Source organism: Bdellovibrio bacteriovorus (assembly GCF_001592735.1).
Taxonomy (GTDB): Bacteria; Bdellovibrionota; Bdellovibrionia; order Bdellovibrionales; family Bdellovibrionaceae; genus Bdellovibrio; species Bdellovibrio bacteriovorus_D.
Map to the genome: position 1 here is coordinate 180,886 of NZ_LUKE01000006.1, position 11,773 is coordinate 192,658.

The 11,773-nt window shown below is 46.0% G+C and carries 13 protein-coding genes; 8 read left to right on the forward strand and 5 right to left on the reverse strand.

Annotated elements, in window-relative coordinates:
• The first annotated feature begins 64 nt into the window (after positions 1 to 64).
• The 3 genes from AZI86_RS17750 to AZI86_RS17760 all read left to right on the forward strand — a co-directional run bounded on the left by AZI86_RS17750 (position 65) and on the right by AZI86_RS17760 (position 3,553).
• Positions 65 to 571 carry a flagellar basal body-associated FliL family protein gene (locus AZI86_RS17750; protein ID WP_061836633.1) on the forward strand — a complete coding sequence of 169 codons (507 nt, stop codon included), beginning with the start codon at positions 65 to 67 and terminating at the stop codon, positions 569 to 571.
• Between the two features lie 132 nt (positions 572 to 703).
• Positions 704 to 2,131 (forward strand): M16 family metallopeptidase, encoded by a 1,428-nt coding sequence (locus AZI86_RS17755; protein WP_061836634.1) that lies wholly within the window; start codon positions 704 to 706, stop codon positions 2,129 to 2,131.
• A gap of 3 nt (positions 2,132 to 2,134) precedes the next feature.
• Positions 2,135 to 3,553: a M16 family metallopeptidase gene (locus tag AZI86_RS17760; protein ID WP_061836635.1), complete on the forward strand. Its 1,419-nt coding sequence runs from the start codon at positions 2,135 to 2,137 to the stop codon at positions 3,551 to 3,553.
• A 53-nt stretch (positions 3,554 to 3,606) separates the two neighbouring features.
• Here AZI86_RS17760 and AZI86_RS17765 read toward each other — a convergent pair whose 3' ends face one another.
• Positions 3,607 to 3,939 carry a hypothetical protein gene (locus tag AZI86_RS17765; protein WP_061836636.1) on the reverse strand — a complete coding sequence of 111 codons (333 nt, stop codon included), beginning with the start codon at positions 3,937 to 3,939 and terminating at the stop codon, positions 3,607 to 3,609.
• Positions 3,940 to 4,117: 178 nt separating this feature from the next.
• Positions 4,118 to 4,840: a hypothetical protein gene (locus AZI86_RS17770; RefSeq protein WP_061836637.1), complete on the reverse strand. Its 723-nt coding sequence runs from the start codon at positions 4,838 to 4,840 to the stop codon at positions 4,118 to 4,120.
• Between the two features lie 106 nt (positions 4,841 to 4,946).
• Here AZI86_RS17770 and AZI86_RS17775 point away from each other — a divergent pair, with 106 nt between their 5' ends.
• The 4 genes from AZI86_RS17775 (at position 4,947) to AZI86_RS17790 (ending at position 9,160) form a co-directional block, all read left to right on the forward strand.
• Complete coding sequence (locus tag AZI86_RS17775) at positions 4,947 to 5,852, forward strand: LysR family transcriptional regulator (RefSeq protein WP_061836638.1); 906 nt, start codon at positions 4,947 to 4,949, stop codon at positions 5,850 to 5,852.
• Positions 5,853 to 6,095: 243 nt separating this feature from the next.
• Positions 6,096 to 7,214: an S-(hydroxymethyl)glutathione dehydrogenase/class III alcohol dehydrogenase gene (locus AZI86_RS17780; protein ID WP_061836639.1), complete on the forward strand. Its 1,119-nt coding sequence runs from the start codon at positions 6,096 to 6,098 to the stop codon at positions 7,212 to 7,214.
• 3 nt (positions 7,215 to 7,217) lie between these two features.
• A complete protein-coding gene (gene fghA / locus AZI86_RS17785; protein ID WP_061836640.1) occupies positions 7,218 to 8,045 on the forward strand; it encodes an S-formylglutathione hydrolase in 828 nt (275 codons plus the stop codon).
• Between the two features lie 359 nt (positions 8,046 to 8,404).
• Positions 8,405 to 9,160 (forward strand): hypothetical protein, encoded by a 756-nt coding sequence (locus tag AZI86_RS17790; protein WP_061836641.1) that lies wholly within the window; start codon positions 8,405 to 8,407, stop codon positions 9,158 to 9,160.
• A gap of 31 nt (positions 9,161 to 9,191) precedes the next feature.
• On the opposite strand, the gene AZI86_RS17795 is transcribed toward AZI86_RS17790, so the two are convergent.
• On the reverse strand, positions 9,192 to 9,749 hold the full coding sequence (locus tag AZI86_RS17795) for a hypothetical protein (RefSeq protein WP_061836642.1): 558 nt from the start codon (positions 9,747 to 9,749) through the stop codon (positions 9,192 to 9,194).
• A gap of 138 nt (positions 9,750 to 9,887) precedes the next feature.
• On the opposite strand from AZI86_RS17795, the gene AZI86_RS17800 reads away from it, so the two are divergent.
• The gene (locus AZI86_RS17800; RefSeq protein WP_061836643.1) at positions 9,888 to 10,322 is read left to right on the forward strand and encodes a hypothetical protein; all 435 of its coding nucleotides are present in this window, start codon (positions 9,888 to 9,890) and stop codon (positions 10,320 to 10,322) included.
• An 8-nt stretch (positions 10,323 to 10,330) separates the two neighbouring features.
• Here AZI86_RS17800 and AZI86_RS17805 read toward each other — a convergent pair whose 3' ends face one another.
• The gene (locus tag AZI86_RS17805) at positions 10,331 to 11,176 is read right to left on the reverse strand and encodes a pyruvate, water dikinase regulatory protein (RefSeq protein ID WP_061836644.1); all 846 of its coding nucleotides are present in this window, start codon (positions 11,174 to 11,176) and stop codon (positions 10,331 to 10,333) included.
• 10 nt (positions 11,177 to 11,186) lie between these two features.
• Positions 11,187 to 11,744 carry a hypothetical protein gene (locus tag AZI86_RS17810; protein ID WP_061836645.1) on the reverse strand — a complete coding sequence of 186 codons (558 nt, stop codon included), beginning with the start codon at positions 11,742 to 11,744 and terminating at the stop codon, positions 11,187 to 11,189.
• Positions 11,745 to 11,773 lie beyond the last annotated feature (29 nt).

The following is an 11,773-nucleotide window of genomic DNA, read 5'->3' on the forward strand; positions in this document are numbered from 1 at the left end:
GAGCAGCCTTACATCTTAAGACCTTGGCCTATCCCTCCGATATCTTTTCTATACGAGGTCATGAATGTCTGAAGCACAAGCTCCCGCTCCGAAACCCAAGAACACCGCGATGATTATGCAAATCGTATTTGCCGTCATCAATCTTTCCGTCATGGGTGGTGGGGCCTATATGGTTTATGCCTCGACAATCGGTTGGGAGAGTCCTTCCATCTCTGAAGAAGATGCTTCGCGTGAATTGGCCTCTGTCGCCGATGAATCTGAAGCTGGCCCTTTGATTTACACTATGGATTCGTTCACGGTGAATCTGGGAGGCGAGCCAAAGCGCACCATCCGTGTTGGTGTGAATCTGCAAATGCTGGGTAAGGAAGGCTATGAAGAAGTGATGGAGCCTGAAAACCGCGCCAAAGCCCGGGACCGTATCGTGCGTTTGTTAAATGAGAAAAATTTTTCCGAACTCGATAGCATCCAAGGGAAGCTTTTTTTGAAAGATAAGATAGCTGGTGAGGTCAATGGCATCCTTCACCGGGGCGTCGTGAAAGACGTTTTCTTCTCTGATTTTGTGGTTCAATAGCGGCTGGGCCGGCAGAGCGCAGCGGCCTCGGGCCGCGGAGCTGAAGCAGTTCCTCTACATAAGTCTTATCTATTCAAACATTCTTGAGTTCAAAGTTGCTTGCGCCCAAACTATTACGCAATAGGAGCAACTATGAATCGCGTCTTTGTATTAATATTGGGCCTGCTATTGTCCGTATCGGCTCACGCCGTTGATCCCGTTCCGGCGCCCGCAAATCCGTCGTCTCCTGCCGCCGCGCAGCCCGGAGCTACCGACATCATTGGCACTATTAAAAATTGGACGAATACGGCTGAATTAAAAATCGATCTGCCGGTCACCAAATTCACACTGGCCAACGGTTTAACGGTGTTGCTTTTAGAAGATCACACCGTTCCCATGGTCAGCTATCACACTTGGTATCGCGTAGGCTCGCGCGATGAAAAACTGGGAACCACGGGGGCCGCCCACATGCTTGAACACATGATGTTTAAGGGGGCTAAAAAATATGACGGTAAAGCTTTTGACCGTATTTTCCATGAAAATGGAATCACCAATAATGCCTTCACCACGAACGACTACACGGGCTTTTATGAAAATCTGCCAAGTTCAAAATTAGAACTGGTGATGGATATGGAAGTGGATCGTATGAGTTCTCTCGCTCTTAGTCCAGAAGATCTTAAGAGCGAAAAAGAAGTCGTTAAAGAAGAACGTCGGTGGCGCGTGGATAACAACCCGATGGGCTTAGTGCGCGAAGTGATGATGGGGACCATCTTTAAAACTCACCCCTATAAGTGGCCGGTCATCGGTTATATGAAAGACATCGAAGCTTATGATGTCGAAAAACTTCGTTACTTCTATAACACTTTCTATGTGCCCAACAACGCAGTTCTGGTTGTGGTTGGTGACTTTAAAACGGCGAAAGTAAAAAGCCTGATTGAAAAATATTACGGCAGCCTTCCGGCAAAACCATTGCCGGAAAGAAAATACGACGCAGAGCCGGAACAAAAAATCCAACGCAATACGATTGTGCGTAAAGATGTGCAAAATAAATCCTTCGTTGTGTCTTTCCAAAGCCCTAAGCAAGGGCATGCAGATATGTACGCTTTGGATTTAGCGGCTAGTATCTTAGGTGCGGGAACATCCAGTCGTTTGCACAAGCGCTTAGTTTATCAAAAACAAATCGCGACCTCGGCGTACGCTTATAACTATGCCATGATTGATTCTGGCATCTTGGGTGTGGGGGTGAATGTAAAACCCGGTCTTGATACGCAAGAATCTTTAGAAATCGTCTATAACGAAATCTGGAAACTGCGCAATCAACTTGTGACTCCGCAAGAGCTTGAAAAAGCAAAAACCTTGGTCATGAAAGACATGGTGGATTCTTTAAAAACCATGGACGGAAAGGCGCGTTCGTTGGCCGTCAACGAAATCGTGACCGGTTCTTATCAAAGTCTGTTCACGGATTTAGAAAAATACCAAGCCGTCACTGCGGAAGATATTAAGCGTGTTATGAACGCCTACACTCAGCAAACGCAAAGATCGATTGTGACTCTGCAGCCGAAAGAGAAAAAGGAACAATAAGCCATGAAAAGACTGTTTATATTTTCTCTGACGCCACTTTTCGTTTTACCTTTGGTTTCTTGCTCAAGCTCTTCATCTAAAAAAACGGATGCGCCGCCGGCGGGATATGTATCGAAGGGAACCAGCACTTTCCAATTACAACCGTTTAAAGAAGTGACTTTAGAAAATGGTTTAAAAATTTATTATATCCGCGATACTTCCTTGCCTCGCGTAAGTATGACGATGATGTTTAAGACGGGCACGATGCAAGAGGCCGCCAACCTTGCGGGTTTAAACTCTTTGACGGCGTACTTGTTAGAGCAGGGCACAATCAAGCGCAATGCGATGCAAATTGCCGATGATTTTGGTCAGATGGGTTCGTCTTTAGATATCAACCCAGGCTCTGATGTGACTACGGTGTATGCCGATTCTTTAAGTACGCAAAGTGATACGTTGTTAGATCTTTTTTCTGATGTGACAATGAATCCGGCCTTTAAGGACGCCGAGATCAATCGCATTCGTGCACAGATGAGCGCGGCTTTGCAAAAAAAGATCGACAACCCGTCAGAATACGCCAACCGCCAAATGGATCAGTTCCTTTTCGGAAATCATCCTTATGGTCGTGATGAAAACGGCACTCAAGAAGGATTAAGAGCTTCGCGCAAACAAGAAATCATTCGTCATTATTTAACTTTTTATCGTCCCAACAATGCGACCTTAGCGGTGGTGGGAAAGTTCGGTGACGACTTTGAAGGCAAAGTGCAAGCGGCCTTCTCTAAATGGTCTCGTCGTACTATTCCGGTGGTGCAGGTGGAAGCGCCGCCTGCGATTGAAGGAATTCGGGTGAGACTCGTTCTTAAAAAGGGTTTGCAACAGACCCAGATCCGCATTTCTGAACTGGGTATTGCGCGCAACAATGATGACTTCTTAAGGCTGCGCTTAGCTAACGAGTCTTTAGGGGGTGGTTTTGCAAGCCGCTTAAATCAGAAGGTGCGTGATGATCTGGGTTTGACCTATTCCATCAGTTCAAGCTTTGAGGCTAGGAAAGATCGCGGCAGTTTTGATATCGCGACTTTTACGAAAAATGAATCTGCCGGAAAAACCTTGGATGAAACCCTGGCCGTGCTTTCGAGCTATCTAGAAACCGGGGCCGATGAAAAAGAAATCGCGGCTTCACGCAATCAATTGATTGGCCAGTTCCCAAGAGCGATCGAAACGGCAGACCGTTTGGCTTACAATTTGTTGGCGTTGGATTTTTACGGGATCTCGATTGATTATCTGACCAACTATAACAAAACGGTTTCGTCAATTTCCGCCAAAGAGGCGCATGCGGCGATCAAAAAAGCGTTAAACTCTCAAAACGTGAAAGTTTTGGTGTATGGCGATGAAAAGATCGCGGCGCAATTTGAAAAATACAAACCAGAAATTGTCAGAATTAAATAAGTATTGAATATTTATAAAATTAAAAAGCCCCGCACGACAATGCGGGGCTTTTTTTATTTTTTCTTAGGTGGTTGGGGATGACATTCTAGCTTGGCCTCCGGTCCGTGCGGCAGACAAGTTCCACGAATAACATCTTTGCGAGGGGTTTGAAACATACACTTTTCATCCTGCTTTTTGTTTTCGCAAGCTTTAAGAGCCTCTGGGGGCGCTGGCGGATGTTCGTGGTCATGATGATGATGATCATGTGGTGGCGGTGGTGCCGGGGGAGTCACGCTGCCCTCTACCGGAGCTTGCGGGTGAATGGCGGTGGGCTCGGTCGGCTTGGAACTACAGCCCATGAGCAGGGCCATCAAAGTTGCAGATAAAATGACAGATTGTTTTTTCATAAAGCTTCCTTCCTTTTAAGAATCTTTTCCAACTTAAGGGCGAGCCTAAAGTGATGCAATGGGATTGGTTTTTTTAGGGGGGAAGTTTGCTAAGGGGCAAAGAATTGAGAGAGGGCTCAAATAAAAAAGCCCCGCTTTAGTGACGAGGCTTTTTGAATTCAGTAAAGAATGAGGCGGCTTATTTTTTCTTTTTCTTTTTAGCGCGAAGGAAGATGATCGCTCCTAAGGCGGCAAGGATTAAAGCGCCTAGCAGAAGCAGGGTCTTGTTGCCACCTTTGGCTTCTTCCATGCCATCACCTTGAAGCATATCCGCTGGCATGGCGGATCCAATCGGGCCCCCCAATGTTTCAGAACCGGGACGAATAGGTCCTAATTCGGGCTTCATCAACAGATTTTTCGACGCGATTACTCGCAGACTCATGACCGCTTTAAAGAAGTCTTGGCTGTATTTCGTGTAATATTGCTTGTGTGCACTGAAGGTGACAAGGATCGCGATTTTATCTTTGATCGTCGCCAAGTAACGGGTGAAATAGTTCCCGACTTCCGACCCCAAGTGAAGGGAGTCGATCCAGGTTTGGTCATTGATTTGAACACTTTTGGCCTTATAAACGATTTTAGACTCTCCTGAGCCGCCACGACCGGTCAAAGCAATCGGAGAGTTTAAGTGAGACTCATAAAGAGCAAAGGTGTCCGTGGGACCGACTTCTTTAGCCGTTAAGATGATGATGGCTTCTTTAGATTCTTTGGTTTGCTCGCTTCGGCAGACCCATTCGGTTTGTTCCAGGTTGCATTTCCAAGTCTCGGGCATTTCAAAAGCGATGTAGGCATTACGAAAGACTTTTGCTTGAGCGCTAAAACTGAGTAGAATGATGGCGAGCGATGCGAACAAACGTAACTTCATGCAGACCTCGGCTGGTTTATTTACACTCCGACGCTGTCGGAGTAGAATTTTTATTAAGTATAATAACAAAATCGCCTGTGTTCAAAGCTCAAAGGAGAAAAATCCGGTGAAGAACTTATATCAGCTGACAACATTTGTGACAGTCATTAGTGAGGGCAGTATGACAGCGGCGGCTGACAAGCTTTACTTGACCCAACCGGCGGTTTCTCAGCAAATTCGCAACCTAGAGGAAGATCTAGGTGTAGAGTTGCTGGTAAGAGGCGTAAGATCGATTAAAGCCACTCCTCAAGGGGAGGTCTTATACGAATACGCTAAGAAAATTATCAATCTGACACAACAAGCGGAAATCGCCATTAAATCCATCGGCAATCACATGAAGGGTCAATTGCGCATTGGAACTTTGAACTCCTTAGGCCTGCACTTGATGAGTCCCATCGTGGGACGACTGATGCGCCACAACCCAGAGCTGATGTTAAAGGTCGATTATGGCCGGGGCGAAGACCTTATTAAAAGTTTCAAAAAAGGCAGTTACGATATTTTGATTCTTCCGGATGTGAAAGAAGAGTTCGGGACGGAGCTTGATGGCTGCGAACAAAAATTTGTAGCCAAAGAAGAAATGTGGCTTGTTGGATCTAACAAAGATGAAAAAATGCCTCAGCAAATCAGCTTGAAAGAACTGGGCGAGTTTCCTTTGGTGAATTTCACCGATGAATTCCCGGGCTTTAATAATCTGGTGAACGAAAAAATGAAGTCTGCAAACATCGAAGTGCCAGCGGTCTTTGAATCGGCCAACGTGGGGACTTTGAAGCGCGTGATTGAGCTTGGTTTGGGGTGGGGATTTCTGCCCGCACATTCCATTAAAAAACAAGTTCGTTCGGGTCGCTTAAATCGCGTGTACGTCAAAGACATGCATTATGAAATAGATTTGATGTTCTATTTCCGTAAGGGTTCGGAAAATAAAGCGTTGGTAGAAGTCTTCTACCAAACTATGGCCCAACAGGAAAAAGGCTGACGGGCCGTTGAAAAACGGCCATCTGACTGCGTTGTGCGGTTCGCACTTGCTCTCCGGCGTACTGCGAGTACGTCTGCGTGGCAGCGCGAATCCTCCGCCTTGCATCTGGACATTTTTGAACGACCCTCGGTTTCGCGTATTTTTTAATCTCTCCGTTTTCAATTTATGGCTATGGCTTGACTCTTTGGCTCTTGAATTTCAAACTCCTTAAAACTTTTTAATCTGTTATTTTCTGGAGTTTGTATGAAAATTAAAGCGGCCGTTGCTTGGAAACCGAACACACCCCTGTCTATTGAAGAAATTGATCTTGAAGGTCCGAAAAAGGGTGAAGTTCTGATTAAGGTCATGGCGACGGGCGTTTGTCATACAGATTCTTTCACTCTTTCGGGTGCAGATCCTGAGGGTCTTTTCCCGGTGATCTTGGGCCACGAAGGTGGCGGAATTGTGATGGAAGTGGGCGAGGGAGTGACGACTTTGAAAAAAGGCGATCACGTGATTCCGCTTTACACTCCCGAATGTCGCGAATGTAAATTCTGTCTTTCCGGTAAAACAAATCTTTGCGTGCGCATCCGTTCCACTCAAGGAAAAGGCTTGATGCCCGATGGGACTTCTCGTTTTTCTAAAGACGGCAAAATGATTCATCATTACATGGGTTGTTCCACATTTGCAGAATACACCGTAGTTCCTGAAATCGCGTTGGCGAAAATCAATCCCAATGCGCCACTGGATAAAGTGTGCTTACTTGGTTGTGGTGTCACAACAGGTATCGGTGCGGTTCTAAATACGGCGAAAGTTGAAAAAGGTGCGACCGTGGCCGTATTCGGTTTGGGTGGTATCGGACTTTCTGTGATTCAAGGTGCTAAGATGGCGGGTGCTTCGCGCATCATCGCGATCGACATCAATGATGAAAAATGGGAAATGGCGAAAAAATTTGGCGCCACTGATTTTGTGAATCCAAAAAAACACGACAAACCTATTCAGCAAGTCATTGTTGAAATGACGGAATGGGGTGTCGATTATTCATTTGAATGTGTGGGCAACGTACAGTTAATGCGCGCCGCTTTAGAGTGCGCGCACCGTGGCTGGGGCCAATCTATCGTGATCGGTGTGGCGGGAGCGGGACAAGAGATTTCAACTCGTCCGTTTCAGTTAGTGACGGGTCGTGTGTGGAAAGGGTCTGCATTTGGGGGCGTTAAAGGTCGCACTGAGCTTCCCGGTTATGTGGATCAATATATGTCGGGCGCGATAAATATCGACGACATGGTCACATTCACAATGCCGTTAGAAGACATCAACAAAGCTTTTGATTACATGCACGAAGGTAAAAGCATTCGCAGTGTGATCAAGATGCACGAGGCTTAATTCATGCAAGTTTTAAAAACTCACAAAACTTTTGAAGGTAAAACCCAATTTTGGGAACACGAATCAGTTTCGACTAAAACCAAAATGAAGTTTTCCACTTTTATTCCGGCAGGCCCCGTTCGCGGTTGCCTGATCTGGTTGTCGGGATTGACTTGCACGGATGAAAATTTCATCACCAAGGCGGGCGCACAAAAAGTACTGGCTGAAAAAGGTTTGATGGTCATTTGTCCTGACACTTCACCGCGTGGATTGCAGTTGCCGCAAGAACATGACTCTTGGGATTTCGGATCGGGCGCAAGCTTTTATCTCGATGCCACGACGCCGGGATACAGAGATCACTATCGCATGGAAACATACATCGCGGATGAATTGCATTCATTGATTCAAAAAGAATTTAATGTTCCCGCAAATAAAATTTCTATCTTTGGTCATTCCATGGGCGGTCATGGAGCTTTGACATTGGGTCTGCGCCATCCGCAAAAGTTTGTTTCAGTTTCGGCGTTTTCACCCATCGTCAACCCGGTGAATGCTCCTTGGGGAGTGAAAGCATTTACGGGATATTTAGGTGAAAATAAAACTGTATGGGCCGAGCATGATGCGACGGAGCTTGTTCGCAGTGGCAAACGTCATCCACAAGCGTTACTGGTGGATCAAGGCGGTGACGATGAGTTTTTAACTAAAGGTCAGCTGCTGACGGACAATCTTACGAAAGCCTGCAAAGAAGCTAGTCAAAAATTAGAAGTGAATATGCGCGAAGGTTACGACCACAGCTATTATTTTATTTCTAGCTTCGTTGAAAACCACATCGAGTTTCATTCGCGCTTGCTTTAGTGATAAGCGTGCCCACAAAATGCCAGGATGGCTAAAATAACCAGCTTAAGAAGTTCTTTGAAAAACCGAATAGTACCTTGTGTGGGGTATCTATCCATAAAAGTCTCCTTGGTTAGAAGGGGACTTTTCATCCATAAAAAAGCGGTCCTCTGAGACCGCTTTTTTATTTTGCAAGTTCCGTATAGAGTTCAAATATTTCTATTTCGTAGCTCCGCTTGATACGTGTCCGTCGCTCGGATTAGCGACCTACTTAGGTCCAGCCACGTTTCATAAATACACAAACTCTCTCCTAAAGCCTCGTTGTTTCATTGGGTCGGTGACCCGATGAGTTCCTCACACAAATCACACGGTGAGGACTTATGACTCTATTAAAAAATTTTGAGCGTACGGTGCTTGCTCTGACTGTAGGATTTTTTCTTTTAGGTTGTCAGGGACAGACACAACCCCTAATTCTTGATAATGGCGATATCGTAACAGATGATTCAAGCCAAGCTATTGACTCCACATTGCCGGACGTGGCAGTCGATGAACACGATCACGAACATGCGCATGATGATGGTCTTAACTTCGAAGAAATTATTTTCCCTTACGGTTGCACGCGCGCTTCCAGCACGCAAATCGGCGTGGTCAAAACGGGCAATGCGAAAGTGGATAAATTTGTCAGTGGTTGCGTCAGCGCCACAGGCAGCACGAAATGGTGCCAACAATTGACTCGTCCAAATCCAAGCAGCAAATCGACGTTCACTTGTACTTATGGCAGCACCATGCCTCATCAATTGGTTCACCCGGATGAAGCCACGTGGAAAAATGCTTATCAAGCAGTGAAGCTTGTCAGCGAATTAGAAAAAATGGGGATCGCTGTTTATCAAATTTATAACTGGTGGAGACCTGAACCCTACAATGCCAATGTGGGCGGGGCAGCAGGACGTCATCCCTTTGGTACTTCCGTTGATGTTCGTTTTTCAACGATGAAGGATATGGAAAAAGGCCACGCGCAGCTTTGTAAATGGCGTAAAGCCGGCCGTCTGCGTGCTTTAGGATATTATGGCAGCACAGGTTTGCACTTTGGTATTGGCGATAAGACCGCAAATACCTGGGGCAAAGGTTGTCCTTAATCCGTTTTCGGTAAAGCTTCTGCGGGATCTTTTACAAGAAAAAATCGTAACGAAATCGGTATCCCTCGCGGCCATCGCACTTAGATGGGCTGCGAGCGATACGCATAAACTTCACTCCGGGCACTTGTTCTTTGATCTTCACGTGCGAAAACTTTTTCCAGTGAGGACCGAGCTCTTTAAAATAACGTTCGCCATTTAATTCAAAACCCGTTCCGAAGACAGCTGCCGATACGAACCTAATTTGTTGCTGCAGTCGTTTTTGCATTTTTGCGACATCAAGGTCTTTGTGCTTGATATTGCAGTTTTGCGTTTCGATGTAAATTTGTGGAACTTTGTTTTGGGCATTCACTTCGGCCGTTACGCTTGAAAAAACCCATTCCTTTTTGTCATCGTCGCGTTCCTTGTCCGACGGAAGCGTCACGATGATTTGCGATTTGTTTTTAAAGACCGTCGGATGCGAGGCCTCGGCGGCTAAGGGTCTGAGCTTTTGAAAAACGTCCTCTGCCGACAGAGGTGCGGACCAGGCCATGGCTCCCGAAAGAAGAAATGCAATGGCAATGACGGTCTTAAAACATCTGAATGAAAACATAACGAAAGTATAGAGCCTTTTCCTAGGTAATCCACCTTAAACGCAAGAGGCCGGGTGCGACAGAAACACTTCTTTGATGCCTTTTGAAACATTTTATGAAAATTTGGTCCTCAAATCTTAAAATCTTAGGGAGGTTCCATGAAACCGGTTATTTTATCTTTGCTTGTGTTGATCTCAGCCTCTTTTGCTCAGGCAGCGGCAGATTCTGTGGCGGTTTTTCATCGTCCAGAAAAGGTGGTTGTTCTGATCAATGAACAGTACCAGGGCCGCCTGCAAGGCTTCATGGATCACTTCGATGTACAAAATGACTTAGATGTAGAAGCTATTGATGGCAGCGTACTTGTAAGGTGCGGACGCAAAGTTGATGCCGCCTCTTGCACCTTGACTTTTTACCCTTCAAAACAAGTGCGTGTCGGGAACAAAACTTTGGACGCTGCTATTCCGCTGATCGAAATGAATTTGCCAGAGGTCGAAAACTTTGAAATGAGTTTTGAAAGCTCGCGCGAAGACAAAATGAGTTTAAAAATCCAAGATGGAATTTTGAAGGTTCAGGCAAGTAAGCGAGTTCTATAAACTCGCTTTTAAAAGATCACGCTGTCAGGTAAGCCCAGGCGAGCCGCGATGATACGCACGATTTCACTCGCGGTTTCTTCCAAGGCACGTTCGGTGACGTTAAAAACGGGCCAGCGACGATTCTGTTTAAAGATCTTTTCGGCGTATTCAATTTCTTTGGCAATGTGGCTCATGGAAGCGTAAGAGCCCCCTGGATCCTGGCCAAATTTTTCTAAACGACTTTTACGAATACGCTGTAACGAATCCATATCAATGATCAAGCCCACGATACGGCGTTGATCCACTTTAGACAATTCTTCTGGCAACGGAGTATCTAAAACCAAGGGAACGTTAGCCACTTTCCAACCTTTATGGCTTAAGAAAATGGACAGCGGAGTTTTACTGGTTCTGGAAATACCCACGAGCACGATGTCGGCCTTATCAAGCTCGGCAAAAGTTTTTCCATCGTCATGCTTCACCGTGTACTCGATGGCTTCAATGCGCTTAAAGTATCTTTCATCCACCGCACGTAAAGCACCCACGTGAGATTCGGAATGCACCCCAAAAAAGGTGTCCAAAGTTCCCAGCAACGGGCCTAAAAGATCATAATAGGGAATGCCTTTGCCTGATGCGAGTTCGCGAATTTTGGCTCGCAGTTGTTGGCTTGCGACGGTGTAGGCCAGCATTCCGCGACGCTCGAAACATTCTTCGATCACGGCTTCGGCTTGCATTTCGGTGCGCACGTTTTTACAGCGGACGATATTGATTTCTTTAGAGGAATATTGCACTAACGCCGCCCGAATCATCGTCGCCGCGGTTTCGCCGGTGGAATCTGAAAGAATATAAATCGTGTAAACTTGTCCGGCGTCTGTCATGGATGACTCTTTAGTCCGCAAAACCGTTGATCAGTTCGGTACGCACGTGTTCGATGTGTTCTTTCAACCAAAGATCCGCGAGGCTAGAAAATAAAATGAAGGCAAAATCAGGTGTGACCTTCACCAGCAAGCACGTGGTTTTATTTTGCGGATCAAGATGTGAAAGTTGCAACTTTTCTAACATTTGTGAGGAGGACGTTTTTAGCACACTTAACATGGTCATCGGTGGCAGTTGAATCCATAGTTTGCCATTAGCGTTCTTTAAAAGCTGAGTTTGTCCTTGCTGGAACGAGGCTTGGGCGCGCCATTGGCCATCATTATTTTCTAATAAGATGCCAGCATCAAAAAGCATCGCGAGGCGAGAGAAAACCACGATGGCGCGATCAATGTTGTCTTTAGGCAAACCTAGCGAAAGACCGCGCACCAAGCTAAGATCACGGGACACTTCAAAAGCCGCGCGACGTTCGGACTCTTCCACTTTTTGATCGAAATCATTTTCTAAGATGGATTCGAATCGACGTTGTAAGCGGTTGAATTTTGAAGCCAGCGATTGAGTCAGTTTTTCCATTAAGTCTCCTACTGAGCATATAGATAAGT

What these genes read in the sequence shown, in the direction of transcription:
- AZI86_RS17750 (WP_061836633.1), top strand. Translation starts at nt 65, where the DNA reads ATGTCTGAAGCACAAGCTCCCGCTCCGAAACCCAAGAACACCGCGATG.
- AZI86_RS17755 (WP_061836634.1), top strand. Translation starts at nt 704, where the DNA reads ATGAATCGCGTCTTTGTATTAATATTGGGCCTGCTATTGTCCGTATCG.
- AZI86_RS17760 (WP_061836635.1), top strand. Translation starts at nt 2,135, where the DNA reads ATGAAAAGACTGTTTATATTTTCTCTGACGCCACTTTTCGTTTTACCT.
- AZI86_RS17765 (WP_061836636.1), bottom strand. Translation starts at nt 3,939, where the DNA reads ATGAAAAAACAATCTGTCATTTTATCTGCAACTTTGATGGCCCTGCTC.
- AZI86_RS17770 (WP_061836637.1), bottom strand. Translation starts at nt 4,840, where the DNA reads ATGAAGTTACGTTTGTTCGCATCGCTCGCCATCATTCTACTCAGTTTT.
- AZI86_RS17780 (WP_061836639.1), top strand. Translation starts at nt 6,096, where the DNA reads ATGAAAATTAAAGCGGCCGTTGCTTGGAAACCGAACACACCCCTGTCT.
- fghA (WP_061836640.1), top strand. Translation starts at nt 7,218, where the DNA reads ATGCAAGTTTTAAAAACTCACAAAACTTTTGAAGGTAAAACCCAATTT.
- AZI86_RS17790 (WP_061836641.1), top strand. Translation starts at nt 8,405, where the DNA reads ATGACTCTATTAAAAAATTTTGAGCGTACGGTGCTTGCTCTGACTGTA.
- AZI86_RS17795 (WP_061836642.1), bottom strand. Translation starts at nt 9,749, where the DNA reads ATGTTTTCATTCAGATGTTTTAAGACCGTCATTGCCATTGCATTTCTT.
- AZI86_RS17800 (WP_061836643.1), top strand. Translation starts at nt 9,888, where the DNA reads ATGAAACCGGTTATTTTATCTTTGCTTGTGTTGATCTCAGCCTCTTTT.
- AZI86_RS17805 (WP_061836644.1), bottom strand. Translation starts at nt 11,176, where the DNA reads ATGACAGACGCCGGACAAGTTTACACGATTTATATTCTTTCAGATTCC.
- AZI86_RS17810 (WP_061836645.1), bottom strand. Translation starts at nt 11,744, where the DNA reads ATGGAAAAACTGACTCAATCGCTGGCTTCAAAATTCAACCGCTTACAA.